The sequence below is a fragment of the Serratia sp. TSA_198.1 genome (genome assembly GCF_052686505.1).
Window position 1 is genome coordinate 260,959 of record NZ_JBQZFP010000003.1, and the last position, 23,949, is coordinate 284,907.

The window sequence follows — 23,949 nt, forward strand, 5'->3', positions numbered from 1 at the left end:
TAAATAATGCAGATTACTCATCACTGTTCAAAAATCGCTAACAATCACGGACGGTAAAATGGATCAGGTTCAGGCCATGCGTATTTTCACCCGTATCGTCGAGCTGGGCAGTTTCAGCCGGGCGGCCGAGCGCTTGCAACTGCCGCGCGCCACGGTCAGCAACGTGCTGAAGCGGCTGGAGCAGCGCCTCGGCGTACGGCTGCTGATCCGCACCACCCGTCAGGTGCAGGTGACCAGCGAAGGCACGCTCTATTATCAGCGTTGCATACAGCTACTGGGCGCGCTGGAAGAAGCGGATACGCTGTTCAGCCGCCATAAGCTGCAACCTTCCGGCAAGGTGCGTATCGATATGCCGCATTCGCTGGCACGTGAAATCGTTATCCCGGCGCTGGACGATTTTTATCAGCGCTATCCGGACATTACGCTGGCGTTAGGCGCCAATGACACTCACGTGGATCTGCTGCGTGAAGGCGTGGACTGCGTGCTGCGCGCTTGGGAAACCGAAGACGACAGCCTGGTGGCGCGACGCATCGCCATGCTGCCGCAGTTAACCTGCGCCTCTCCCGGTTACCTGGCGGCGTTCGGCGTTCCGCAGTCCATTGACGACCTGCGGCAACACCGCGCGGTGGGGTATTTTTCCCTCGCCAACAACCGTGATTACCCGCTGGAATTTTGCCGCAACGGGAAAGTGGAACGGCGCGAACTGCCCGCCAGGCTGAGCGTCAGCGGCGCCGATGCTTACACCAGCGGCTGTCGCGCCGGCATGGGGTTGATACAGGCGGCGCACTATTCGTTGGCACCGTGGCTGGAAAACGGGGAGTTGGTGGAAGTGCTGGCGGAAACACCACCGCCGCCGATGCCGATTTACATCATGTATCCGCCCGGCCGATTTCTCGCGCCACGGGTCAGAGTATTGATTGACTGGCTGATTGGGCTGTTTGAAAACCCTAAAAGCAGCGATATGGCTGTTTTTCCAGCAAACGCCCGCAAACAAGGGAAATAACTATTGACGTACCCGCCAAAATCTCTAGAATTCGCCTCCGTGGTAACGTTACTCCGGTAATGTTTCTGGTATGCGAAGGTGGCGGAATTGGTAGACGCGCTAGCTTCAGGTGTTAGTGTCCTTACGGACGTGAGGGTTCAAGTCCCTCTCTTCGCACCAAATAACCACATGATTTATATTGCACGCAGCATCGATGCGAAGGTGGCGGAATTGGTAGACGCGCTAGCTTCAGGTGTTAGTGTTCTTACGGACGTGAGGGTTCAAGTCCCTCTCTTCGCACCAAGCTGGCGACGTAATATAAATCTAAAAGTAACAACATCGACTGTGCGAAGGTGGCGGAATTGGTAGACGCGCTAGCTTCAGGTGTTAGTGTCCTTACGGACGTGAGGGTTCAAGTCCCTCTCTTCGCACCAATTGATGAGTTCCCTCCCGCAGTTCCTCTGAAGTTCCCCAAAAAAATAGCACCAAAGACTCTCCGCTCAAGCGGCTTTTTGCGTTTCTAACCGAAGCTGAAATTCAGGCTGACCGCCGCCAATCCACCGGCCAGCGCCATGCAGGAAGGCAGCAGCAAATAGTGACGCCAGCGGCTGTTAAACAGCATCACCAACGTCGCTAACATGGCGATCACGATTAGCGTGCGCAATTGCATCATATCCAGGTCGATCAACGCCAGTAACGGCATCAAGGCGCAGGGCAACAGAACGCCCCAGGCGCTGGCCAAACGGTTGCCCAGGCACCAGCTAACGCCCCACAAACCACATGCGGTAATCATGGCTGCAATCATGATAACCCTACTCTTTAAGTGATAATGATAACCAATATCATATAACACTTTTTTTCAACGCGCATCATTTTCACCGCTGCGGCCAAACGCGGATGACAGAACGGCGAAAAAATGATAGTTTGCGATAAGAAAATTCTTAGTCGCCGTAGCGTGCTAATAATTACAATTAAAAACCATGTAATACAGGTGTTTAATTCACGCTGAAAGAATCTTTCTAACCTTAATTTTTCGACAGATCGATATTGTAAAGAGTGAACTCCGTATGAACGCGCGTTCTTATCAGGAACTGCTGACTAGCAAGCACCGCTTATCATTGTTTTTGTTTTTATTGATGAACGCGGCCTCTTCTATATTTACAATATTGGTTCCGTTTCAGGGCAAACCCGCATTTACCCTACCTTTATTAGCCATACCGCTATTTTGTCTGGTTGCATTGTTATTTACCCTGCAATCCATGCAGCAATTCGTCAAAAAGCTTAATCTGTTTTCATGCGTTATTGGCCTGCTGTGGGCGGCGCATATTTACATTAAAAGTCAGTATTATGCGCCGAATAACCAAGGCTTCTTATTACTTAGCCTGTTCAGTATGTTCTTTATCAGCGCCATTGCCTTAACCGATAACTTTATCGCTTTTTGTCTGCATGCCGTTCCGTCCGCGCTGGTCATTCTATTTCTGGATGGTATGCACAATACCGTGCGGATAGTTTTCACCACGGTACTGCCCATTATTGCTTTCTCAATCCATCACCTCATGCTCAAGCGCAGCGAAGCCTTTACCAAGACGCTGGTGGCTAACCTGTATAACGAACGAGACAGGTTCAGTAATTTAAGCATGATCGATCCGTTAACCGGCCTTTATAATCGGCGTGGCCTGGAGAACAAGATCAATATGTTGCCGGAGTCCCAATCGGGTCGCCATTTTGTTCTGTTGCTCGATATTGACCACTTCAAAGCCTATAACGATAACTATGGCCACACCATGGGCGATCAGGCGCTGGTGCAAGTGGCTATCGCCATCCGCGACTCGGTGCGTTCGCGCGATATTGTGGTGCGCTACGGCGGGGAAGAGTTTCTGGTGCTGCTGACCAACGTCAGAGAAGATTACGCCGCGCAACTGGCTGAACGAGTGCGCCAGCGCGTGCAGGAATTGAAAATCCCCCACCGTTTTAACCAGTTAGAGATGACCAACGTCACGCTCAGCGCCGGCATCGCCATGCTGGACAAGCTTGACGTGGCCTCGGCGATCCGCGCGGCCGATGCGGCGCTGTATCTGGCTAAAAACAACGGCCGCAACAATATTCAACTGGCGGAAAACGTGCAGGCCGCGGTGACCCCATGACAAGCTGACCGCAGCCCTCCGTAATCACTTGCGGGGGGAAGCGAGAAACCTCATGCGCTCGTCGTCGGAGTGCGCAAAGGTTTCAACCCGTTCAGCAGCAGTTCCACCCCATCCAGTGCCTGCGCCAGCGCTTGCTTGTCCTCAGGGCGATTGGCGATCCAAAAAGCCGCGTCCATCAAACCGCCATTAATCAGATGCGCCAGCACTTCGGGCGAGGTCGGCGCAATATGTTTTTCTTCCATCAACGTCTTCAGCATGCGGGTCATCGAAGCAACGCATTGCAACTTGCCGGCCTGCAAATACTCCGCACCAAGTACCGACGGCGAATCGCGCAGCAAAATACGCTGCACTTCCGGCGCCATCGTCATCTCAAGATAAGCCCGGCAGCGCCCTTTGAATGCACTCCAGTTATCCGGTGCATGGGCGGAAATATCGGCCAGGCGCGCGTCCATTTCTGCATCGATTTCCTGCGCCACGGCAAGAAACAGCCCCTTTTTATCGCCAAAGTGGTGATACAGCGCGCCGCGCGTCATGCCGGCTTGCGCCGTGAGTTCATCCATCACCGTGTCGGCATACCCAACGCGGCCAAATTGCTGACGCGCGGTCGCAACCAGCTTTTTGCGCGTTTCCTCAATCATTTCCGTTCGTGCTTTACGTGCCATTTTGACGCTCCGGGCTTAGGGTCATGACGTTATAATTGACATACGTAGCGTATGTCAATTAGGTTTACATACGCCTTGTATGTCAATGAGGCCAAATATACCCATCAATACTCTGGAGTTTTTATGGCCAACCCTTACCTCGAGCTTTTCAGCACGCCGGGCACCAAGGCATTTTCCCTTGCCGGGCTCATCGCACGCCTGCCTCTCTCCATGCTCGGGATCGGCATCATCACCATGCTCGCACAGTTGCGGGGGTCTTATTGGCTGGCCGGCGCCGTAGCGGCGACTTTTGCGTTTTCCATGGCGCTGCTGGCGCCGCATATCTCACGCGCGGTTGATCGCCTGGGGCAGCGCCGCGTGCTGCCCTGCGTCACCGCGCTCAGCGTAGTCGGCGTGCTGTCATTGCTGCTGTGTACGCATTATCAGGCACCCGACTGGACGCTGTTCGTCTTTGCGGCGGTGTCCGGCTGCATGCCCAGCATGCCGGCCATGGTCAGAGCCCGCTGGACTGAGATCTTGCGTGGCACACCCCGCTTGCACACCGCATTTTCGTTTGAGTCCGTGCTCGATGAAGTCTGTTTTATTATCGGCCCCCCCATTTCAGTAGGCCTCAGCGTAGCGATCTTTCCAGAGGCGGGGCCATTGGCCGCCGCCATTTTACTGACGATGGGCGTCACGGCCTTTGTCTGGCAAACAGGCTCCGAACCGCCGGTTTATCCTGACGACGGCACGGTTCGCGGTTCCGTCATCAAGCAGGTGCCGATGCAGATACTGGTGCTGACGTTAGTCGCGTTGGGCACCATTGTCGGCACCGTCGACGTCATCAGCGTCGCCTTTGCCGAACAGCTTGGGCAACCTGCCGCAGCCAGCCTGGTGCTGTCGGTTTACGCCATCGGTTCTTGCCTGGCCGGGTTGGTTTTCGGCGCCATGAAAATCCCGGTTCCTCTGCCCCGCCTGTTTTTATACGCCGCTCTGGCCACGGCGATGACCGCATTGCCCTTGCTGCTGGTTGAGGATATTTTCACCCTGGCAGCCACGGTATTTGTCGCAGGCCTGTTCTTTGCCCCGACCATGATCATTGCGATGGGGTTGGTTGAAAATATCGTTCCGCCCTCCCGGTTAACGGAAGGGTTAACCTGGATGATCACCGGGCTGGGGATTGGCGTAGCGCTCGGCGCCGCTCTGGCGGGATGGGTTGTCGATGAAGCCGGGGTAAAAGCCGGGTTCATCATTACGATATCTGCCGGCCTGGTGGTATTGCTGGTCGCCGTCGGCGGTTACCGTCTGCTGCAAAAATCCGTGCATGCGGCCTGACGGGAAATGGCCGGCTGGCGTCAGGCCAGTTCCCAAATGGCCTTGCCGCCCCATCGGCTTTCTATCGCCCCCACGAATCGTTTCACTTTAGGCGACAGATAGCGCCGGGTGGGATAAACGGCGCATATGGGCGCTTCAGCCCGGCAATATTTCTCCAGTACCGGCACAAGCGTGCCGGCCGAGAGTTGTTCACCAACCAGAAAAGCGCCGAGTTGGCACAAACCCAAACCTGCAAGTGCCGAATCCCGCAATGCTTCGGTGTTGTTGAAACGCATTCTTCCGCCGACAGGTTCGTCGCGATGTTGTCCATTTACCTGATAGCGCCAGGGAACCGGCATTCCCTGGTGCGAGAACACCAACCGATGGTGATCAACCAGATCGTCCGGCGTCTGAGGCACGCCATGGTTCGCCAAATAGTGCGGTGAAGCACAGGTTATCAACCGGTGCGGTGCGAGGACTTTACGCACCAGCCGGCTGTCATCGTTACCGCCAATGCGGATAGCCAAATCGATCCCCTCGCGCACCAGATCGCTGTAGTCATCGGAGAACGTCACTTCTACATCCACTTCCGGCCATTGGAGCAGGAAATCCCTCAAAATCGGTAAAATATGCAAACGGCCAAAGGCGACGGGAAGATCGATACGCAAGCGTCCTCTGGGCGTTTGATGCCGCTGGTTTATCGCCGTTTCCGCTTCGTCGACCTCCGCCAGAATCCGCAGCGCATGTTCATAAAACACCAGACCTTCTTCGGTCAGGCTCACGCTGCGCGTCGTCCGGTGCAGAAGCCGGGTGGCCAACCGCTCTTCCAGCCGATTAACGCTTTTCCCCGCCGACGAGCGGGATATGCCGAGCCTCTCGGCCGCCAGAGTAAAACTACGCGCATCAGCGACCCGCACAAACACCAGCAGATCGGACAGGTTATCAAGCGGCATCGCCATTAAATTAGCCACGTTTTGTCCCCAATGTTGCTCATTAAGGCCAGTTTATCACCCGATAGTGCGCGTATACACTGTGTTCTGTCCACCCATGCCCCCCTATCAAACCCAGTAAACGAGGACATTTAATGAGCACATCTCACCAGGCCGCCGGGCAACCGGCAAGCGTCCCAAACCCCTGGTTGGCGGTATTTTCAATCGGGCTCGCCACATTTTCCGTCGTCACCACCGAAATGTTACCCGTCGGCCTGTTGAATCCCATTGCGGATACGCTAAACGCCACGGTTGGCCGGGCGGGCCTGATGATTTCATTGCCGGCCCTACTGGCCGCCTTTTTTGCTCCACTGGTTGTTCTCGCCTCCGGAGGGATTAACCGCAGGACGATCCTCCGCTGGCTTCTCGTGTTGCTGATTGCGGCTAATATTGCTTCGGCCACGGCAGCCAGCCTGAACGGGCTGTTGGCCGCTCGCGTCGTCGTCGGTTTCTGCATGGGCGGAATTTGGGCCATTGCCGGGGGCATTGCGGGGCGGTTGGTACCGCAAGCTTCCATAGGTCTGGCAATATCGATAATTTTTGGCGGCGTCGCGGCCGCTTCGGTATTAGGCGTGCCCTTAGGGGCATTTATAGGTGATGCATTCGGCTGGCGTACCGCCTTTCTGGCGATGGCTCTTTTAGCTCTGCTGGCGCTAATCTTGCTCATCAGATCGTTCCCATCGGTGCCTGCGGAACACGCTGTCACTTTAGGGCAATTCGCCGAACAACTGGCAAACCCAAAGCTGCTTGCGGGGCTCCTGGTCACAGCCTTGTTGGTCGCCGGCCATTTCATGGCTTTCACCTTTATTCGACCGCTGCTGCAGAGGGTATCCCATTTTGACGACAACTGGATTGGCCCGCTGCTGTTCGCCTACGGCCTCGCCGGCATTGCCGGAAATTTTCTTGCCGGCAGCGCAGCGGCAAAACACCTTCGCCCGACGCTGGCGCTGATCGCCCTCGGGCTAACTGCCGCCGTCATCCTGTTTTCCTGGTGGGGAGCAACCGCCGTAAGCGGCGGTCTTATTACCCTGCTGTGGGGGCTTGCCTATGGCGGGGTTTCCGTATCGCTGATGACCTGGATGATGATCGCATCCCCCCGATCAATCGAGGTCGCCACCTCTCTCTATATCGCCACCTTTAATATCGGTATTTCTCTCGGCGCCGTAACAGGAGGGCAACTTGTCGATAAATATGGTCTGGTAACCAACGCCCTGATGGCCGGCGCCACCACAGGTCTGGCATTGGTGGTTATCGCGAGGGTAAAAATCAGGGCTGAACCTGCAGCCTGATGGCACCCTGCGGCCCGCCGCTGCCCGAGCCGGCGGGCCGTGGGTCTAGCGGCGGCGCTGCTGCATGCCGTAGACAAACACCACGGCAAAACACAGCAACGGCAGCAGGTACGACAGCGCCGTGCTGTACCTGTCCGCCAGCGCCCCCATAAAGTAAGGCATGATGGCACCGCCGACGATCGCCATGATCATAAAGGAACTGGCGCGCTTGGTGTGTTTGCCCATATTTTTCACCCCCAGGGCGAAAATGGTCGGGAACATGATCGACATAAAGAAGAACACGCCAATCAGCGCCACCACCGAGATCCCGTCGATACTGAGCATCACCACGCCGCACAGCAGAATATTGATCAGCGAGTAAAGCATCAGCAACGTGGCGGGTTTCACTCTGCCCATCAGCCAGGTGCTGAAGAAGCGCCCAATCATAAAACAAATCATGGCGATGGAGAGCAGGTAGGAAGCGCTCTGGTTGGAAACGTCGCTCCAGTGTTCGGTGGCGTAGTTAATAAAGAACGCCCCCACGCCGACCTGCGCCGCCACGTAGAAGAACTGGGTAATCACCCCGCCGACAAAGTGTTTGTGCTGCCACAAGCCTTGCGCGATTTCGCCCTGTTCCGGCTGCTCTTCCTCACGGATATCCGGCAATCGGGTGCGGCTGAACAGCAAGGCAATCAGCAGTACCAGCGCGGCGATCGCCACATAAGTCACCTTCACCGCGCTCTGGTCACCGCCGCTTGCCCCCTGGGTTGCGGAGAAAAACAGCGTACCGCCGATCATCGGCCCGATGAACTGTCCCAGGCCGTTAAAAGACTGGGCGAGGTTGAGCCGCCGTTCCGCGCCCTGCGTATCGCCCAGCACCGTAGCGTAAGGGTTGGCGGCGGTTTCCAGGCAACCCAGGCCGCAGGCAATGACAAACAGCGCAAACAGGAAGGCGCCGAAGCTGTTGGCGGAGGCCGCCGGCACAAACAACAGCGCCCCCAGCGCATACAGACACAGCCCTACCAGAATGCCGGCCTTGTAGCCTTTCTTATCCATAAAATAGCCGGCGGGCAGCGCCACCAGGAAATAAGCGCCGAAATACGCCGCCTGCAATAACCCCGACTGCGCCTTGGTCACGTGCAGTGTTTCCTGAAAGTGTTTATTCAATACGTCCAACAAGCCATACGACAGCCCCCACATAAAGAACAGGCTGGTGACCAGGATAAAGGCCCAGCGTAAATTGGAGGTCGCCTTGACGCCCAGCTGTGGCGGGGCCGCACTTTTTTCAGCAAGCATTGATATATCCTCGGGTAGGGTAGTGAGATGTTGTTATTGCTGTTGCAAAGAGAATATCCGCTCCATCGCCACCCATTTTTCGCCCTGCGGCGTCCAGGGGGTGGCCACCTGGTATTTCCACATCAGGGCTTCCCAGCGCTGCACATGAGGATTGCTCAGACCGGCGGCGTCAAACCGCCCGGCATCGAACGCCGGGCTGACCTCGACGATCATGAACAGCCGGGTGCCCAGCCGGTAAATCTCCATATCCAGGATGCCGTGCTCGTGCAGATGTTCGGCAATTTCCGACCAGATGCGTTGGTGGTGGCGCTGATACTCCTCAATCAGCGCCGGTGAATCGACCAGATCGAGCGCCTGGCAAAAGCGCCGCGGCAAACCCGCAGAGCCGTTCATGTGAGCGCCCGATCAAGGTGCAGGTAGCCACCGTCCACCGACAGCCACTGCCCGGTGGTGTGCGACGACCGCGATGAGATCAAAAACACCACGGTGTCGGCGATTTCCTGCGGCGTGGTCATCCGCTGTTCGAACGGAATGCGCGCGGTAATTTTCTCAAGCTGCTGCTCCGGCTGTTCGAAGGTATTGATCCAGCGCTGATACTGCGGCGTGATCACTTCCGCCGGAACTACGGCATTCACTCGCACCCCGTCATGGCGCAGCGATACCGCCCACTCGCGCGTCAACGCCAGTACGGCTCCCTTGGCGGCGGTATAACCGCTGGTGCCGCCCTGCCCGCTGAGCGCAGTTTTGGAGGCGATGTTGACGATGGCCCCCTTGCTGCTTTGCAACGCCTGCTGGCACAGGTGCGCCATCAGATAGTAATGAATCAGGTTTTTCTCCAGCGATCCGACAAACGCCTCTCGCCCCGCCTCCAGCCCGACGCCGTCGTTCACCCCGGCGTTATTCACCAACCCGTCGAGGCGGCCGAAGGTTGCCAGGGTTTGCGCCACCGCTCGCCGGCAGTCGTTTTCTTCACAGAGATCGGTGATGATCACTTCGCTCTGCGGCTGCAACCGGCGCAGTGCCGTCAGGAAATCCGCCTCCGGTTCCGCGTTGGTGACAATCACCGGAATCGCCCCTTCTTCCGCCAGCAGGCGGGAAATGGCCGCGCCGATGCCGGAACCGCCGCCGGTGACGATCACCACTTTCTCTTTCAGATACAAATCCATAACTCACTCCATTAATCCGTAGCTAACCCCTGGTCAGGCTGTAAACGCGGCTGGCCGTCCCGCCCCAAATTGCCGCCTGCTGTGCGGGGCTCAGCGCGGCGACGGCCTGTTCGCACAGGCGATAAACCTGGCCGTAATCGCCGGCCAGCAAACACACCGGCCAATCGGAGCCGAACATCAGCCGCTGCGGGCCGAATGCCTCCAGCGCCGCCTCAAAAAACGGCAACAGCTGCTGCGCCTGCCAACCGCCGCCTGGCGCTTCGGTAATCAATCCGGACAGCTTGCAGGCCACGTGGGGCAACGCCGCCAGCGGTTTGATTTGCTGCGCCCAATGCTGCGCGCCACGGGCGATATCCGGCTTGCCGAGATGATCCAGCACCAGCCAGTAATCGTCGTGCCGGGCGGCAAACTGCGCCGCGGCCGCCAGATCCCGGTGAGTGACCAGAATGTCGTAGACATAACCGTGCCGCTGCAGCGCCTGCATGCCGCACCGCACCGCCTGCCGCTCCAGCCAGGCCGCCGGTTGCGGCTCATCCTGAACCAGATGGCGCAGGCCGCGCAGCAGCGGCTGTTGGCGCAGTTCATCAAGCCGTTGCGGCAACCGTGGCGAAGCAATATCCAGCCAGCCCACCACGCCGGATACGCCACGGCTTTGCTGCACCTGCGCCAGCAGCGTCCGGGTTTCCTGCTCGCACTGGCGGGCCTGCACCACCAGCGCGCCGTCGAAACCGTGGCGTTCCAGCAGCGGTTCGAGCTGTGCCGGGCCGTAGTCCTGGCGCAGCACCGCCATCTGTTCGCTAATCCACGGATAATCCTGCGGCCGGTAGCGCCAATAGTGTTGGTGAGCGTCGATGCGCAGCATGCCGTGCTCCCGTTTCAACCGCGAAACCGGTACTGTTCGATCGACGCAGGATGCATCTCGATCGAATACCCAGGGTGTTGCGGCGGCATGTAGGCTGCGCCCCGGATGTCGCAAGGATGAATAAAATGCTCATGCAGGTGGTCAACGTATTCGATCACTCGCCCGTCGTGGGTACCGGCGATGCACAGGTAGTCGATCATCGACAGATGCTGCACGTATTCGCACAACCCCACGCCACCGGCATGCGGGCACACCGGCAGGTTGTATTTCGCCGCCATCAGCATCACCGCCAACACCTCGTTGACCCCGCCAAGGCGGCAGGCGTCGATCTGCACCACGTCAATCGCCCCGCGCATGATGAACTGCTTGAACATAATGCGGTTCTGGCACATCTCGCCGGTGGCGACCTTGACCGGATGGATCCCTTCACGGATGCGGCGATGCCCCTCAACGTCGTCCGGGCTGGTCGGTTCTTCGATAAACCAGGGTTTGGCGAACGCCAGGTGCTTCACCCACGGAATGGCGTCGTTCACTTCCCACACCTGGTTGGCGTCGATCATCAGTTGACGATCGGGGCCGATCACCTCGCGGGCGATACGCACGCGGCGGATATCGTCTTCCAGGTCGCGGCCCACTTTCAGCTTCAGGTAGGAGAAACCGGCGTCGACCGCTTCCTGGCACAGCCGACGCAGTTTGTCGTCCGGGTAACCCAGCCAGCCGGCGGAGGTGGTGTAGCACGGATAACCGTCCTCCAGCAGCCGCGCCAGGCGCTGTTCTTTGCCCTCGGCCCGCTGCTTCAGCAGGTTGAGCGCCTCCTGCGGCGTAATGCAGTCGGTGATGTAACGGAAATCGATGCAGCGCACCAGTTCCTCCGGCGACATCTCCGCCACCAGCCGCCACACCGGTTTGCCCACGGATTTGGCCCACAGATCCCATACCGCGTTCACCACCGCCCCGGTCGCCAGGTGAATCGCGCCCTTGTCCGGCCCAATCCAGCGCAGTTGGCTGTCGCCGGTAAAACGCCGCCAAAACGCGCCCATATCGGCGGCGATCTCCTCAAGCCGGACGCCGACAATCTGATGCTCCAGCGCGCGGATCGCCGCGCAGCAGATCTCGTTGCCGCGGCCGATGGTAAAGGTCAGCCCGTGGCCGCGCAGATCGGCGTGGTCGGTTTCCAGGATCACGTACGCCGCCGAATAGTCCGGATCCGGATTCATCGCGTCGGATCCGTCCAGCCCCAGCGAAGTGGGGAAACGAATATCTTCAACCCGCAGTGCGGTAATCGTCGTCATGGTGCGGCTCCCCATCAGGCCTGTACGGTTGTTTGACGTTGTTCACCCAATCCCTCGATGCCCAGACGCATCGTCTGCCCGGCCTTCAGGTAGATGGGTTGCGGCTTCTGCCCCATGCCCACGCCCGGTGGCGTGCCGGTGGAGATCACATCCCCCGGCTGCAGGCTCATAAAGCGACTCAGGTAGCTGATGATGTGCGGAATGCGGAAGATCATGGTGCCGGTGTTGCCGTCCTGATAGCGTTTGCCGTCCACCTCCAGCCACAGGTTCAGGCGGTGAGGATCGGCAATTTCATCGGCGGTGACCAGCCAGGGGCCAGTGGGGCCGAAGGTGTCGCAGCCTTTGCCCTTGTCCCAGGTGCCGCCACGCTCAATCTGGAATTCACGCTCGGAAACGTCGTTAATGACGCAATAACCGGCGACGTGGCGCAGGGCATCCTGCTCACTGATATAACGCCCGCCCTGGCCGATGATCACGCCCAGCTCCACTTCCCAGTCGGTTTTGACCGAATCGCGCGGAATTTGCACGTCGTCGTTTGGCCCCACCACCGCGCTGGTCCATTTGCTGAACACCACAGGTTCGCCGGGGATCGCCGCACCGGTTTCCGCCGCGTGATCGGCGTAATTGAGGCCAATGCAGATAAACTTGCCGATCTGGCCGACGCACGGCCCCAGGCGCGGTTGCCCCTCGACCAGCGGCAGTTGGTTGATATCCAAGGCACGCAGCTTTTCCAGTGACGCCGGCAGCAGCGCTTCACCGCTGACATCGGCGATATGCTGCGAAAGGTCGCGGATCTGGCCGTTATTGTCCAATACCCCCGGCCGCTCTTGCCCCGGTGCGCCATAGCGTAAAAGTTTCATAGATTCCTCAATCCTCCGTAGAAGCGCCTTCGTCGACGCCGCAAAACGTAAAAATCAGTTGCTCCAGCCGCCGTCGATAATCTGCACCGTGCCGGTGGTATAAGAGCTGGCGTCCGAGGCCAGATACAGCGCCAACTGGGCAATCTCGGCAGTAGTGCCGATGCGGCCAATCGGCTGGCGGGCGACAAACGCCTGATACACCTCTTCTTCGCTGCGTCCCTGTTCACGCGCCTGCTCGGCAATGCGCTGGCGCAACGACGGCGATTCCACCGTGCCGGGGCAGATGGCGTTACAGCGAATGCCCTGGGTAACGTAATCCGCCGCCACCGAACGCGTCAGGCCAATCACCGCCGCCTTGGTGGTGCTGTAAGCAAAGCGGTTCGGCACCCCTTTCACGCTTGAGGCGACCGAAGACATATTGATAATCGAGCCGTTTTTACGCGCCAGCATGCCGGGCAGGAAGGCGCGGATCATGCGGAACATCGCTGTCACGTTCAGCTCGTTGGCGAACGCCCACTGCGCTTCGCTGCATTCCAAAATCGATCCGCTGTGCACCACGCCTGCGCAGTTAAACAACACGTCGACGGGCCCGAGGGTTTCCGCCGCAGCGGCTATCGCAGCCGGATCGGTTACGTCAAGCGTCAGCGCCTGGATGCCGGGCAGCCCCTGCAGTTGGCCGATGTTGATATCGGTGGCGATCACTTCAGCGCCCGCCTCGGCGAACAGCCTGGCGGTGCTGAAACCGATCCCCTGTCCGGCGGCGGTGATCAGTACGCGTTTCCCGGTTAAATTCATTTTTGCTCCCTTGGCCTAAAGGTCCAATGGTCAGGCCATTAAAGGCGGTTAAAGGTCAGGCCTTTAACATGACAAAAGACGCTTTACGCGTTATCGTTTGGTGAGAATGTTATGAGACACAGTTAAAACAGCATTTTTGATTAACCAACTTTTTACACTTGATTAACCATTACTCAAGCAAGTTGACTAATAACTGTGCGCTGAATCACTTATCGCTAAACAGCTCAAGGTAACCCATGCCCATTACCCGACTGGAAAATCCTCGTATTTACAGACAGATAGCCGATCAATTAAAGCGGCTCATCGAAAACAACGAATTCCCCCCGGGCAGCCGCCTGCCGTCCGAGCGGGATCTGGCCCAGCAGTTACAGGTCAGCCGCGCTTCGGTACGCGAGGCGCTGATTGCGCTGGAAGTGATTGGTCTGGTCGACGTGAAAGTCGGTAACGGGGTAATCGTTCGGGCGCAGGCGCCGATTTTGGCCTCGCAGGAACCGGTAATGGCGCAGGCTGGGCGCGACCAATGGGCGGAAATCGATGACGAACTGAATATCGAGCTGGATTTTAACGCCGAGTTGCCACCGTTCTCGCTGCTGCAAACCCGTTTGTTGATCGAACCGGAAACCGCCGCACTGGCGGCACGCCATGCCACCGACGAAGAGCTGGCGGGCATTCGGGCGGCCTATGAGCAAAACTGCCGCGATAACCGCGCCGGATCGGCCACCCACCCCGGCGACCGGCTGTTCCATATCCGCATTGCCCAGGCCAGCGGCAACCCCGCCTACGCGTTCGTTATCGGCCACCTGCTCGGCCACCGCTACGGCAGCATGTTCCGCGTGCTGCAACGTCACTATACGCCGGACGATATGCCGCACCGTTCAGAACAGGAACATAGGGCGATCCTGGAGGCGATCGAGGCGCGTGACGTGCGCGGCGCACGCAAGGCCATGAAAGCGCATCTGGATGAAGTGATCGCCATCTTTACCCGCGCGCAATAGGCCGTTTCGGTACGGCGGGGGCAAGGGTAAAAATTTTTGACGGACCGCTCTTTTTTCCACATGCAGCAGGGGCCAAGGCACATTACACTGGCAGCACATTGCACCCTATGGCTTTCAAGTTGCAGCGAGCGCAGGTAACAACGCCGCAGCTTGAAAGACGACGGGTATAGGCCGTGTTACGCCACGGTCCGGGCCCTCTCCCTGCAGCCTTTTAACATGGATAACGATCGTTGAAGAACTCTTTCCGCGCTTCATTGCTGGCGCTGAGCCTGTGCGCCGCGCCACTGGCCGCTCAAGCCGCCGACCCGCAACTGGCCTCGCAAATCGTCGACCAGTATGCCGAACACATTTTCTTCAACAGCGGCGCCACCGGCATGGCGCTGGTGGTGATTGATAACAATCAGGTGGTTAACCGCAGCTTTGGCGATACCAAGCCGGGCAACGATCTGCGCCCGCGCCCGGATTCGCTGATCCGCATCGCCTCGATCACCAAGCTGATGACCAGTGAAGTGATGGTCAAAATGGCGGCGGAAGGCCGGGTCAAGCTGACCGATCCGCTGCGAAAATACGCCCCACCGGGCGCCTCCGTGCCGGCCTATAATTCGCGCCAACCCATCACCCTGCTGAGCCTGGCGACTCACACCAGCTCGCTGCCGCGCGAACAACCGGGCCAAAAACCGGCGAAAACGCCGGTGTTCACCTGGCCGACCAAGGCACAGCGCTGGCAGTGGCTCGAACACGCCAACGTCACAGTGCCGCCGGGCGTGCGCGCCGCCTATTCCAACCTGGCCTATGATCTGCTGGCAGACGCTTTGTCGCGAGCGGCAAACAAACCTTATAGCGCTCTGCTGCGCGAAAAAATCACCGCGCCGCTGGGCATGGTCGACACCACCCTTACCCCCAGCGCCGAACAGTGCTCGCGCCTGATGGTGGCGGCGGCCGGGCCAAGCGCCTGCCGCGATACCACCGCAGCCGGCGGCAGCGGCGGGGTTTATTCCACCCCACGCGACATGCAGCGCTGGATGCAACAGTTCCTCTCTTCCAACACCGCCGGCGCACGCAAATCGACGGCCGCCAGCGAACAAACCATGTACTTCCAGCGCAACGATCTGGTGTCGCTGAAAGGCATGGACGTGCCGGGTGAAGCAAGCGCGTTGGGATTGGGTTGGGTGTATATGGCACCGAAGGACGGCCTGCCGGGCATTATTCAGAAAACCGGCGGCGGCGGCGGCTTTATTACCTATATGGCGATGATCCCGCAGAAAAATATCGGCGTCTTCGTGGTGGTAACCCGTTCAGAACTGACCAAATTCACCAATATGAGCGATCCGGTTAACCGGCTGGTGGGGGATTTGGCGGCCAACAAAAGCTAGCGCCGCCGAGTGAATGTCGGGGCGAGCCTGCTCGCCCCGCCAACACTCACGCCAGGGTCATTTCGTGCATCACCGGGTGGAAGTTGCGTTTGAAGTAGATCAGACCGTTACCGGCGGCGTTCACCAGGATCTGGCGGATCTGCACCAGATACACCTGATGGGTGCCGATGCTCTGGATCTGCGCGATCTCCCCTTCCAGGCTGGCCAGCGTATTGCGCAGGATCGGCTGGCCCAACGGGCCGCTTTGCCACTCCTCCAGCAGGAAGCGCTCCTCCATGCTGACGTCGGTCATGCCGGCGAAATGGCGTGCCATCAGCTCCTGCTCGTGGTTCAGCACGTTGACGCACAGCCGCTGATTCTCCTGGAAGACCGGGTTCATCGCGCTGTTGCGGTTAATGCATACCAGCAGCGTCGGCGGCGTGTCGGTCACCGAGCAGACCGCCGTGGCGGTGATGCCGCAGCGCCCCGCCGGGCCGTCGGTCGTCACAATATTCACCGCGGCAGACAGGTTGGCCATGGCGTCGCGAAACCGCAGACGGTGTTCATTTTCCTGAGACATACAACCCTCCTCCTGAATTACTTCAGCAGATTATCCAGCTGATTAATATCGCCATTGTTATGCAGGTGCGGCACTTTCCAGCCGTGCTGATCGTAATCGGACAGGCACTTGTCGACCATCTGCATCATCTGATCCATGGTGCCGGATCCCTGCGCGTGGCGCAGACACTGCAGGCGGATCTCATCCTGACTGCCGGCATAGTTGATCTCATACAGCTCATGACGGCCGCCGAACTCGCTGCCGATCGCATCCCACATCAGCTTGAGGATCTTGATGCGTTCGACGTGATCCATACCGTCCGATCCGCGCACATAACGAGCCAGGTATTTGTCGATCTCCGGGTTGTTCATGTCGCGCACGCTGGACGGCAGATAAATCAGCCCGCTGGTGACGTTCTTCTCGATAATGTGCTTCACCTTGGTGTAGGCCATCGGTGCCATCACGCGGTAGGTCTGCAACGCGGCGGAATCCGGCAGATAGGCACCGTTTTCCCATTTTGTGGACTCCGCGCACATCGCATCGCTCAACGACCAGAACAGGTTGCGCCAGGCCACCACTTCGCCGAGATCGGCCTGCACGCCACGGAACTCCAGCACGCCGGTGCAGGACAGGCTCTTTTGCAGCAGCGCGGTGATAAAGTCCATCTTCACCGCCAGGCGCACGCAGGCCTGCAGCGGGAACAGCCGGGCGAAACCGCCCTGGGTGCTCCAACGGCGACAACGATCGAAATCGCGGTAGATCAGCACGTTTTCCCAGGGGATCAATACGTGATCCATAATCAGGATCGCATCGTTCTCGTCAAAACGGCTCGAGAGCGGGTAATCGAACGGCGATCCGGTCGCGCCGGCCACCAGCTCATAGGAGGCGCGGGAGATAAGTTTCACCCCTTCGGCATCCATCGGCGCCACAAACATCAGCGCAAAATCCGGGTTATCGCCCATCACCTGGGCGGAGCCGAAGCCGATAAAGTTGTAGTGGGTCAGCGCCGAGTTGGTCGCCACCACCTTGGCGCCGCTGACGATAATGCCGGCGTCGGTCTCTTTCTCCACCTGGATGTAAACGTCTTTCACTTCGTTGACCGGTTTGTGGCGGTCAATCGGCGGGTTGACGATGGCGTGGTTAAAGTACAGGCCGGTTTCCTGAATGCGTTTGTACCAATGGCGGGCGTTATCGGCGAACTGACCGTAAAACTCCGGGTAAGCCCCCAAAGCGCAGCCGAAGGCCGCCTTGTAATCCGGGGTGCGCCCCATCCAGCCGTAGGTCTGGCGCGACCAGTCGGCGATGGCGTCACGCTGTTGGCGCATTTCTTCCGGGCTGCGGGCGTAGCGGAAGAACTTGTGGGTGTAGCCGCCGTTGCCGGTGTCGGTATTCCAGCACAGGCGATCCTGGCTGACCGGATCGTGCAGCGCATCGTACAGTTGACCGACCGAAGCCGCCGCATTGCGGAACGCCGGGTGGGTGGTGACGTCCTTCACCCGCTCGCCGTAGATATAGATTTCGCGGCCGTCCTGCAGGCTTTTCAGGTATTCGGCGCCGGTGAACGGGCGTTTGCTGTCGGCACGAAAGTCTTCTGGTTTCATCGGGTGATCCTCGTCTGTGGATTCGTTTTTTGTTAAATTAATGTTTCTTTTTGGTTGCTTAATTGAAGCCCCGGGAACGGGTTTCGAGAAGAGACTTTTGCGGCAATCGCCGGTACTTTTCAGGCGGATTTGCCGCAATCGCTGCGAATTGTGATCCAGGTTACGAAAGGGGATGTTGTGCGGCGCGATAGGTCGAAGGCGAACAGCCTTCCAGCCGATTGAAAAAACGGGCGAAATAGGCCGGGTCCTTGAACCCCAGGCTATAGGCGGTCTCATGCACGGTACAGGCGCTGAACAGCAGCATGCGCTTGGCCTCGCGCAGCAGCCTGTCGAAGATCAGCCGTTTGGGGGGCTGGTTGGCGAAGCGGCGGCACAGATCGTTCAACCGTGATTCGGTCACCCCCAGCGCCCGCGCATACTCAGGCACCGGCAGGTGATCGCGGAAGCGTTCATCCACCATTTTGTTGAAGCGCTGGAACAATTTCAGCTCGCCGCGCACCCCGCTGGTGGCGGTATCTTCCAACGCGGCATTGCGCAGCAGCAGGGTAAACACCGCCTGCGCCAGCAGCGCCAGCGTCTGCTCGCGGCCGGCCAGTTGCTGGCCGAATTCACGGCGGATCAGTGCCCAGTAATGGCTCAGCGCCGCCAGCTCCTGCGGGGCATCCGCCATCGACAGACAGATGCCCGGCATATCGAGCGCCAGATTGCTGCCGGGATACAGCCGCTCCAGCAGCGGCCAAATCAGCTCCTGGCGCACCGTCAGCACGTGGCCATCACTGACCGGCTCGGTGAAGAACGCATGCGGTACCGAGGGCGGCGTCAGGATAAACAGCGGCGCCTGCACCGAATAGTGCTGGCTATCCAGTTGCAGCTCAATCTTGCCGGTTTCCAGGAAATGTACCTGGAAGAAACGGTCGTGCCAGTGCACCTGCATGTCGCGGCCAAAAAACGCCGCCAGCCCGGCGAAGGTTTCGTAATGCACCTCATCGGCGGCGTAGCGCGCATCGTACTCTTTGCAGATGTCGATATTGGCGATAAAGCCGGTACTTTTCTGCACAGCATCCTCCCTCAGCGATGAGATCAGTGATAAGCCTTTTATCAGGCTTCAGACTGCTGACAAAGCCCGTTATTAGGGAGAGCGCCCCTCGGTGCGCCAGGCCCGGGTATCTCGGGTTCAAAGACAACTTTGTCATCAAACTCAAGCCTTATCAGGCTTATGGCGTGGCCCGCGGACGCGAGCCCTGCATCGGAATGCGCCAGACGATCAACGCCCCGATGACCAACAGCGCCGCCACGAAATACAGCCCGGCGTTAAAGCTGCCGGTCAGATCCTTAAGCCAACCGATCAACAGCGGGCCGACCGCCGATCCTATATTGCCGGTGGCGTTGATCACCGCGATCCCTATCGCGCGCGCCTCCAGGCTGATGGATTGATCCGGCGTGGTCCAGAAGATCGCCATCGCGGTGAAAGACCCCACCGAAGCCATGACGATCCCGAGCAGTTGAATCAGGCTGTGATCGGTGGCGGAAGCCAGCAACCAGCCGGCGGCGGCAAACAGGTAGGGCAGCGCGGTATGCCGCTTGCGCTCCTGTAGGCGATCCGATCGTTTGCTCCACCACACCATGCCGGCGATGGTGCAGATCTGCGGGATCGCCGCCAGAATGCCGATCACGATATTGCTGCTGCCCTGGTTGAAGCTCTGCAGGATCTGCGGCGTCCAGATGTTGATGGCGCTCAGGGTGTTGGTCAGGCAAAAATAGGCCAGCGTGTACATCAGTACGATCGGAGTGAACACCTCACGCCACAGGCTGCGCTGCTGCATAGCCCGGTGGCTGCGCGGCCCGTTCGGCGGCACCAGTTGCAACTTGTCGGCGTCCATCATCGCCTTCAGGCTGGTTTTTTCTTCGTCGGTCAGCCATTTGGCCTTGGCCGGCGTATCGTCGAGATAGAACCACACCACCACGCCCAGCAACACCGAAGGAATGCCTTCCAACAGGAACAGCCATTGCCAGCCCTTGAGGTTCATCACCCCGTCCAGCGCCAGAATGTAGCCCGATACCAGGGAACCGATCGCCATCGTCACCGGCATGGCGATCATAAACAGCGCGTTGGCACGGGCGCGGTAAAACGCCGGGAACCAGTAGGTGAGATACACCAGAATGCCGGGCAGGAAACCGGCCTCGGTGATGCCGACGATCATGCGCAGCACGTACAGGCTGGTCGGGCCGGTGGCGAACAACGTGCAGGTCGAAGCTATGCCCCACAGCACCATGATGGTAGCGATCCAGCGCCGCGCGCCGACGATCCCGAGCATGATATTGCTGGGAATGCCGAAGATCACATAGGTGACGTAAAACAGCGTCGCCGCCAGGCCAAACATGGTCGAACTGAGGCCGAGATCCTTGCCCATCGTCAGCCCGGCGAAACCGATGTTGATGCGGTCGAGGAAAGAGAAAACAAACAGCACGAACAGGAAGATAATCAGTCGCCGAAACAGCTTTTTAATCACCGATTGCTCGGCGGCGGTTAACGCTTTATGTTGCTGCGCCGGGTTGGCCGGCGGCAGCGAATCGACGTTGCTCATGGTGGCTCCGATAGGGTTGTGTCCGGTAACATAGGCTGCGCCCCTGAATTGCGTGAGCGCCGCTGGCGATCAATTAAGGGATACGGCCTAATAAACGCCCGGGGATGGCGGTTGCGCCGGCGGCAGATCCTGTTTAAAACGGCTCGCCAGGGATTCCGCCGCACGCGCCAGCAAGGTGGTGTCCACCCCAACGGCTACAAACAGCGCGCCGGAGGCCAGGTAATGCTGCGCCAACTGCGGATTTGCCATCAGGATACCCGGCGCTTTGCCGGCCGCGCTGATGCGCGCGATGGCGTCGTCAATGGTGCGTTGCACTTCGGGGTGCTGCGGGTTGCCGGCAAACCCCATGTCGGCGCTCAGATCCGCCGGGCCGATAAACACCCCATCGACGCCTTCCACCTGCAGAATGGCGTCCAGATTTTTCACCGCCTCGCGGGTCTCGATCTGCACCAGCACGCACATCTGCGCATCGGCCTGCTGCAGGTAATCCGGTACCCGATTCCAGCGAGAAGCCCGCGCCAGCGCACTGCCTACGCCACGTACGCCGTGCGGCGGATAGCGGGTGGCTCGCACCGCCTCGCGCGCTTGTTCGGCATTCTGAATCATCGGGATCAGCAGGGTTTGCGCACCGACGTCCAGCAGTTGTTTGATGATCACCGCATCGTTCCACGGCGGGCGCACCACCGGGTGGCTCGGGTAAGGCGCGATCGCCTGCAACTGGCCCAGCACCGTCTGCACGTTGTTGGGCGCGTGTTCGCCGTCGATCAGCAACCAGTCGAAATCGGCACCGGCCAACAGCTCCGCGCTGTAGCTGCTGCACAGACCCAGCCACAGGCCAATCTGCGGGCGCTTTTCCTGCAACGCCCGTTTGAAATGGTTGGTTAACATTGAACCCCCTTAAACGAACCGGCAGCTGATACAACCCATCGGGCCGTAATCGACGTGGAAGGTATCGCCGCGCCGCGCGGGCACCGGCCGGGTAAAGGAACCGCCGAGGATCACCTGGCCGGCCTCCAGCTCTACGTCATACGGGAACAGCTTGTTGGCCAGCCAGGCGACGCCGTTGGCCGGATGATTGAGCACCGCCGCCGCCACCCCGGACTCTTCGATCACCCCGTTGCGGTACAGCAACGCACTGATCCAACGCAGGTCCAGCGCGTCCGGTTTGATCGGCCGGCCGCCCATCACCACCCCGGCGTTGGCGGCATTATCGGAAATGGTGTCGAACACCTTGCGCGGCCGCTGGGTCTGCGGATCGACGTTATGGCTGCGCGCATCGATGATCTCCAGCGCCGGAATGACGTAATCGGTGGCGTTGTACACGTCGAACAGCGTGCAGTTCGGCCCGCGCAGCGGTTTGGCCAACACGAACGCCAGCTCCACCTCAACGCGCGGCACGATAAAACGATCGACAGGAATGTCGCTGCCGTCGTTGAAGAACATGTCGTCCAGCAGCGCACCGAAATCCGGTTCGGTGATCTGCGAGCTGACCTGCATGGCGCGCGAGGTCAGGCCGATCTTATGGCCCTTCAGCGTACGACCTTCGGCGATCTTCAGCGCCACCCACTGCCGCTGAATGGCATAAGCGTCTTCAAGGGTGATCTCGGGATGATCCAGCGACAGCGCGCGGATCTGTTCGCGGCTTTGCTCCGCCTGGTGCAAGCGCTGCACGGCGCGGCTAATCAGCTCTTTATCCAACATTTACGGCCCCTTACTCTTTGCGAAATAGCGCATGGACATTGTTCTGCTTGTAATTCAGCACCGGATCCAGCTCTTCAAGGGTGAAGGACAGCGCCAGATAACGGCTGGCCATCAACGCGGCAAAGTGTTCCTTGATCAGCGCGAACAGCATCTCGCCGACCTGCTCGCGGCTTTCCAGACTGCGGCCGTGGCCGATCTTCAGCGTCATATGCACGAAGGCGTAATCCTGCTTGCCGTCGGCCATCTGCCAGGTGTCCAGCCAGAGGGCGCGGCTGCGTACCCCGGCCAGCGGGAAGATGCCGGTGTCCGCCAGCGCCTGATTGACCCTGGCGAACAGGGCGGGAAGGTCGGCCTCTTCGCGGATGTTGTTGGTGCATTCAGCATAAAAATGCGGCATAGCAATCTCCGAACGGCGAATTTGCGCGGGCAAGCCGCCCGCGCGGCGGTGGTTACAGGGTGTTGCCGAGCTTGAAGCCTTTTTCCGTATCGCCCTCGCGGGTGTAGGAAAAACCGTCTGCGCCGATGGTGACGGCCATTTCGCTTGGCGCACTGCGTTCGATGACCGGCTGCGGCCTGCCGTCGAGATCCAACACTTGCGATCCTTCGGTGTACCAGCTCGGCACCACCGGGTTACCCCACCAGTCGCGGCGCTGGTTGTCGTGCACATCCCAGGTCACGGTCGGGTTATCCGGATCGCCGGTGTAGTAATCCTGGGTATAGATCTCCACCCGGTGTCCATCGGGATCGCGCAGATAGAGATAGAAGGCGTTGGAGACGCCGTGGCGGCCGGGGCCGCGTTCGATCAAATCGGATTTACGCAGCGCGCCGAGCTTGTCGCAAATGGCCAAAATGTTGTGCTTTTCATGGGTGGCGAAGGCGATATGGTGCATGCGCGGCCCGGCCCCGCCGGTCATCGCGGTATCATGCACCGTGGCTTTGCGGCGCATCCAGGCGGCGTAAACCACGCCGTTTTCATCGCGGATATCTTCCGTCACGCGGAAGCCCAGCCCCTGGATGTATTCCACGGCTCGCGGGACGTCGGGCGTAATTTGGTTAAAGTGATCGAGGCGCACCAGCGCGCCCGGCGTGTAGAGATCGTAACGCCAGGCCAGGCGTTCGACGTGCTGCACGTCGTAGAAAAACTCGTACGGAAAGCCGAGCGGATCTTCAACCCGCACCGAATCGCCGATGCCTTTGACGAAGCCCTTCACCCGGCGCTCGGTACGGCAGCCCAAGGCGTTGAAATAGGCTTCGGCGCGGTCGACGTCTTCCGGCGTGCGCACGCGGAAAGCAAAGGCCGCAACGGCGGCCACCGGGCCTTCGCGCAGCACCAGGTTATGGTGAATAAACTCTTCCATCGAACGCAGGTACAGGGTTTTCTCATCCTCGGCGGTGACCACCAGGCCAAGAATGTCGACGTAGAATTCGCGCGCCGCTTTAAGGTTCGTTACCTGAATTTCCATATAGGCACAGCGCACAACGTCGGGAGCAGGGACAGCATGGGTGGTAAGTTTTATCGTCATCGTTCTCATCTCTTTCGTTTTTGT

General features: G+C 59.2%; 24 protein-coding genes and 3 tRNA genes. 9 read left to right on the top strand and 18 right to left on the bottom strand.

What is annotated here, in order from left to right:
• Positions 1–58: 58 nt before the first annotated feature.
• From ACUTSW_RS15820 to ACUTSW_RS15835, 4 genes are all read left to right on the top strand, one after another.
• Positions 59–1,003 (top strand): LysR family transcriptional regulator, encoded by a 945-nt coding sequence (locus tag ACUTSW_RS15820; protein WP_445584827.1) that lies wholly within the window; start codon positions 59–61, stop codon positions 1,001–1,003.
• Positions 1,004–1,075: 72 nt separating this feature from the next.
• Positions 1,076–1,162, top strand: a tRNA-Leu gene (locus ACUTSW_RS15825).
• Between the two features lie 36 nt (positions 1,163–1,198).
• Positions 1,199–1,285, top strand: a tRNA-Leu gene (locus ACUTSW_RS15830).
• Between the two features lie 44 nt (positions 1,286–1,329).
• Positions 1,330–1,416: transfer RNA gene (locus tag ACUTSW_RS15835), tRNA-Leu, on the top strand.
• Between the two features lie 86 nt (positions 1,417–1,502).
• Here the strand turns inward: ACUTSW_RS15835 and ACUTSW_RS15840 are convergent.
• Positions 1,503–1,787, bottom strand: a complete 285-nt coding sequence (locus ACUTSW_RS15840; protein WP_004949902.1) for a DUF1435 domain-containing protein — start codon at positions 1,785–1,787, stop codon at positions 1,503–1,505.
• A gap of 262 nt (positions 1,788–2,049) precedes the next feature.
• Between ACUTSW_RS15840 and ACUTSW_RS15845 the strand changes: the two genes are divergently transcribed.
• Positions 2,050–3,126 carry a GGDEF domain-containing protein gene (locus ACUTSW_RS15845; protein WP_445584828.1) on the top strand — a complete coding sequence of 359 codons (1,077 nt, stop codon included), beginning with the start codon at positions 2,050–2,052 and terminating at the stop codon, positions 3,124–3,126.
• A 50-nt stretch (positions 3,127–3,176) separates the two neighbouring features.
• On the opposite strand, the gene ACUTSW_RS15850 is transcribed toward ACUTSW_RS15845, so the two are convergent.
• A complete protein-coding gene (locus ACUTSW_RS15850) occupies positions 3,177–3,788 on the bottom strand; it encodes a TetR/AcrR family transcriptional regulator (RefSeq protein ID WP_063202248.1) in 612 nt (203 codons plus the stop codon).
• A 123-nt stretch (positions 3,789–3,911) separates the two neighbouring features.
• Between ACUTSW_RS15850 and ACUTSW_RS15855 the strand changes: the two genes are divergently transcribed.
• A complete protein-coding gene (locus ACUTSW_RS15855; RefSeq protein WP_445584829.1) occupies positions 3,912–5,102 on the top strand; it encodes an MFS transporter in 1,191 nt (396 codons plus the stop codon).
• 20 nt (positions 5,103–5,122) lie between these two features.
• Here the strand turns inward: ACUTSW_RS15855 and ACUTSW_RS15860 are convergent, their stop codons facing one another.
• Positions 5,123–6,040 (bottom strand): LysR family transcriptional regulator, encoded by a 918-nt coding sequence (locus ACUTSW_RS15860; protein WP_445584952.1) that lies wholly within the window; start codon positions 6,038–6,040, stop codon positions 5,123–5,125.
• Between the two features lie 125 nt (positions 6,041–6,165).
• Here ACUTSW_RS15860 and ACUTSW_RS15865 point away from each other — a divergent pair, with 125 nt between their 5' ends.
• On the top strand, positions 6,166–7,359 hold the full coding sequence (locus tag ACUTSW_RS15865; protein WP_445584830.1) for an MFS transporter: 1,194 nt from the start codon (positions 6,166–6,168) through the stop codon (positions 7,357–7,359).
• Positions 7,360–7,404: 45 nt separating this feature from the next.
• Here the strand turns inward: ACUTSW_RS15865 and fucP are convergent, their stop codons facing one another.
• The 7 genes from fucP to ACUTSW_RS15900 are packed head-to-tail and all read right to left on the bottom strand — an operon-like array spanning position 7,405 to position 13,609.
• Entirely contained in the window at positions 7,405–8,634 is a 1,230-nt protein-coding gene (gene fucP / locus ACUTSW_RS15870) for an L-fucose:H+ symporter permease (protein ID WP_241921320.1), read from the bottom strand.
• A gap of 33 nt (positions 8,635–8,667) precedes the next feature.
• On the bottom strand, positions 8,668–9,027 hold the full coding sequence (locus ACUTSW_RS15875; RefSeq protein WP_445584831.1) for an L-rhamnose mutarotase: 360 nt from the start codon (positions 9,025–9,027) through the stop codon (positions 8,668–8,670).
• On the bottom strand, positions 9,024–9,800 hold the full coding sequence (locus tag ACUTSW_RS15880) for an SDR family oxidoreductase (RefSeq protein WP_006323479.1): 777 nt from the start codon (positions 9,798–9,800) through the stop codon (positions 9,024–9,026). Before ACUTSW_RS15880 ends, ACUTSW_RS15875 begins: the two co-directional genes overlap by 4 nt.
• 22 nt (positions 9,801–9,822) lie before the next feature.
• The gene (locus tag ACUTSW_RS15885; RefSeq protein ID WP_445584832.1) at positions 9,823–10,662 is read right to left on the bottom strand and encodes an amidohydrolase family protein; all 840 of its coding nucleotides are present in this window, start codon (positions 10,660–10,662) and stop codon (positions 9,823–9,825) included.
• 14 nt (positions 10,663–10,676) lie between these two features.
• Positions 10,677–11,954 (bottom strand): L-fuconate dehydratase, encoded by a 1,278-nt coding sequence (locus tag ACUTSW_RS15890; protein WP_445584833.1) that lies wholly within the window; start codon positions 11,952–11,954, stop codon positions 10,677–10,679.
• A 14-nt stretch (positions 11,955–11,968) separates the two neighbouring features.
• On the bottom strand, positions 11,969–12,814 hold the full coding sequence (locus ACUTSW_RS15895; protein WP_006323476.1) for a fumarylacetoacetate hydrolase family protein: 846 nt from the start codon (positions 12,812–12,814) through the stop codon (positions 11,969–11,971).
• Between the two features lie 54 nt (positions 12,815–12,868).
• A complete protein-coding gene (locus tag ACUTSW_RS15900) occupies positions 12,869–13,609 on the bottom strand; it encodes an SDR family oxidoreductase (RefSeq protein ID WP_062869541.1) in 741 nt (246 codons plus the stop codon).
• Positions 13,610–13,845: 236 nt separating this feature from the next.
• On the opposite strand from ACUTSW_RS15900, the gene ACUTSW_RS15905 reads away from it, so the two are divergent.
• Together ACUTSW_RS15905 and ampH are read left to right on the top strand one after the other, a co-directional pair.
• Positions 13,846–14,604, top strand: a complete 759-nt coding sequence (locus tag ACUTSW_RS15905) for a FadR/GntR family transcriptional regulator (RefSeq protein WP_004949875.1) — start codon at positions 13,846–13,848, stop codon at positions 14,602–14,604.
• 230 nt (positions 14,605–14,834) lie between these two features.
• Positions 14,835–15,977, top strand: coding sequence for a D-alanyl-D-alanine-carboxypeptidase/endopeptidase AmpH (ampH, locus tag ACUTSW_RS15910; RefSeq protein WP_062869539.1), 1,143 nt, complete (start codon positions 14,835–14,837; stop codon positions 15,975–15,977).
• 46 nt (positions 15,978–16,023) lie between these two features.
• Here the strand turns inward: ampH and hpaC are convergent, their stop codons facing one another.
• The 8 genes from hpaC to hpaD form a co-directional block, all read right to left on the bottom strand.
• On the bottom strand, positions 16,024–16,536 hold the full coding sequence (gene hpaC / locus ACUTSW_RS15915) for a 4-hydroxyphenylacetate 3-monooxygenase, reductase component (RefSeq protein WP_445584834.1): 513 nt from the start codon (positions 16,534–16,536) through the stop codon (positions 16,024–16,026).
• 17 nt (positions 16,537–16,553) lie between these two features.
• On the bottom strand, positions 16,554–18,116 hold the full coding sequence (gene hpaB / locus ACUTSW_RS15920) for a 4-hydroxyphenylacetate 3-monooxygenase, oxygenase component (RefSeq protein WP_004949871.1): 1,563 nt from the start codon (positions 18,114–18,116) through the stop codon (positions 16,554–16,556).
• A 160-nt stretch (positions 18,117–18,276) separates the two neighbouring features.
• The gene (gene hpaA, locus ACUTSW_RS15925; RefSeq protein ID WP_197928710.1) at positions 18,277–19,173 is read right to left on the bottom strand and encodes a 4-hydroxyphenylacetate catabolism regulatory protein HpaA; all 897 of its coding nucleotides are present in this window, start codon (positions 19,171–19,173) and stop codon (positions 18,277–18,279) included.
• Between the two features lie 157 nt (positions 19,174–19,330).
• Entirely contained in the window at positions 19,331–20,701 is a 1,371-nt protein-coding gene (gene hpaX / locus ACUTSW_RS15930; protein ID WP_445584835.1) for a 4-hydroxyphenylacetate permease, read from the bottom strand.
• Between the two features lie 87 nt (positions 20,702–20,788).
• Positions 20,789–21,589 carry a 4-hydroxy-2-oxoheptanedioate aldolase gene (gene hpaI, locus ACUTSW_RS15935; protein ID WP_445584836.1) on the bottom strand — a complete coding sequence of 267 codons (801 nt, stop codon included), beginning with the start codon at positions 21,587–21,589 and terminating at the stop codon, positions 20,789–20,791.
• Positions 21,590–21,598: 9 nt separating this feature from the next.
• Entirely contained in the window at positions 21,599–22,402 is an 804-nt protein-coding gene (gene hpaH / locus ACUTSW_RS15940; RefSeq protein WP_004949866.1) for a 2-oxo-hept-4-ene-1,7-dioate hydratase, read from the bottom strand.
• Positions 22,403–22,412: 10 nt separating this feature from the next.
• Positions 22,413–22,799, bottom strand: coding sequence for a 5-carboxymethyl-2-hydroxymuconate Delta-isomerase (locus tag ACUTSW_RS15945; protein ID WP_013811394.1), 387 nt, complete (start codon positions 22,797–22,799; stop codon positions 22,413–22,415).
• A gap of 52 nt (positions 22,800–22,851) precedes the next feature.
• Positions 22,852–23,925 carry a 3,4-dihydroxyphenylacetate 2,3-dioxygenase gene (hpaD, locus tag ACUTSW_RS15950; protein ID WP_153034565.1) on the bottom strand — a complete coding sequence of 358 codons (1,074 nt, stop codon included), beginning with the start codon at positions 23,923–23,925 and terminating at the stop codon, positions 22,852–22,854.
• Positions 23,926–23,949: the final 24 nt, after the last annotated feature.

What these genes read in the sequence shown, in the direction of transcription:
- ACUTSW_RS15820 (WP_445584827.1), top strand. Translation starts at nt 59, where the DNA reads ATGGATCAGGTTCAGGCCATGCGTATTTTCACCCGTATCGTCGAGCTG.
- ACUTSW_RS15840 (WP_004949902.1), bottom strand. Translation starts at nt 1,787, where the DNA reads ATGATTGCAGCCATGATTACCGCATGTGGTTTGTGGGGCGTTAGCTGG.
- ACUTSW_RS15845 (WP_445584828.1), top strand. Translation starts at nt 2,050, where the DNA reads ATGAACGCGCGTTCTTATCAGGAACTGCTGACTAGCAAGCACCGCTTA.
- ACUTSW_RS15850 (WP_063202248.1), bottom strand. Translation starts at nt 3,788, where the DNA reads ATGGCACGTAAAGCACGAACGGAAATGATTGAGGAAACGCGCAAAAAG.
- ACUTSW_RS15855 (WP_445584829.1), top strand. Translation starts at nt 3,912, where the DNA reads ATGGCCAACCCTTACCTCGAGCTTTTCAGCACGCCGGGCACCAAGGCA.
- ACUTSW_RS15860 (WP_445584952.1), bottom strand. Translation starts at nt 6,040, where the DNA reads ATGGCGATGCCGCTTGATAACCTGTCCGATCTGCTGGTGTTTGTGCGG.
- ACUTSW_RS15865 (WP_445584830.1), top strand. Translation starts at nt 6,166, where the DNA reads ATGAGCACATCTCACCAGGCCGCCGGGCAACCGGCAAGCGTCCCAAAC.
- fucP (WP_241921320.1), bottom strand. Translation starts at nt 8,634, where the DNA reads ATGCTTGCTGAAAAAAGTGCGGCCCCGCCACAGCTGGGCGTCAAGGCG.
- ACUTSW_RS15875 (WP_445584831.1), bottom strand. Translation starts at nt 9,027, where the DNA reads ATGAACGGCTCTGCGGGTTTGCCGCGGCGCTTTTGCCAGGCGCTCGAT.
- ACUTSW_RS15880 (WP_006323479.1), bottom strand. Translation starts at nt 9,800, where the DNA reads ATGGATTTGTATCTGAAAGAGAAAGTGGTGATCGTCACCGGCGGCGGT.
- ACUTSW_RS15885 (WP_445584832.1), bottom strand. Translation starts at nt 10,662, where the DNA reads ATGCTGCGCATCGACGCTCACCAACACTATTGGCGCTACCGGCCGCAG.
- ACUTSW_RS15890 (WP_445584833.1), bottom strand. Translation starts at nt 11,954, where the DNA reads ATGACGACGATTACCGCACTGCGGGTTGAAGATATTCGTTTCCCCACT.
- ACUTSW_RS15895 (WP_006323476.1), bottom strand. Translation starts at nt 12,814, where the DNA reads ATGAAACTTTTACGCTATGGCGCACCGGGGCAAGAGCGGCCGGGGGTA.
- ACUTSW_RS15900 (WP_062869541.1), bottom strand. Translation starts at nt 13,609, where the DNA reads ATGAATTTAACCGGGAAACGCGTACTGATCACCGCCGCCGGACAGGGG.
- ACUTSW_RS15905 (WP_004949875.1), top strand. Translation starts at nt 13,846, where the DNA reads ATGCCCATTACCCGACTGGAAAATCCTCGTATTTACAGACAGATAGCC.
- hpaC (WP_445584834.1), bottom strand. Translation starts at nt 16,536, where the DNA reads ATGTCTCAGGAAAATGAACACCGTCTGCGGTTTCGCGACGCCATGGCC.
- hpaB (WP_004949871.1), bottom strand. Translation starts at nt 18,116, where the DNA reads ATGAAACCAGAAGACTTTCGTGCCGACAGCAAACGCCCGTTCACCGGC.
- hpaX (WP_445584835.1), bottom strand. Translation starts at nt 20,701, where the DNA reads ATGAGCAACGTCGATTCGCTGCCGCCGGCCAACCCGGCGCAGCAACAT.
- hpaI (WP_445584836.1), bottom strand. Translation starts at nt 21,589, where the DNA reads ATGTTAACCAACCATTTCAAACGGGCGTTGCAGGAAAAGCGCCCGCAG.
- hpaH (WP_004949866.1), bottom strand. Translation starts at nt 22,402, where the DNA reads ATGTTGGATAAAGAGCTGATTAGCCGCGCCGTGCAGCGCTTGCACCAG.
- ACUTSW_RS15945 (WP_013811394.1), bottom strand. Translation starts at nt 22,799, where the DNA reads ATGCCGCATTTTTATGCTGAATGCACCAACAACATCCGCGAAGAGGCC.
- hpaD (WP_153034565.1), bottom strand. Translation starts at nt 23,925, where the DNA reads ATGACGATAAAACTTACCACCCATGCTGTCCCTGCTCCCGACGTTGTG.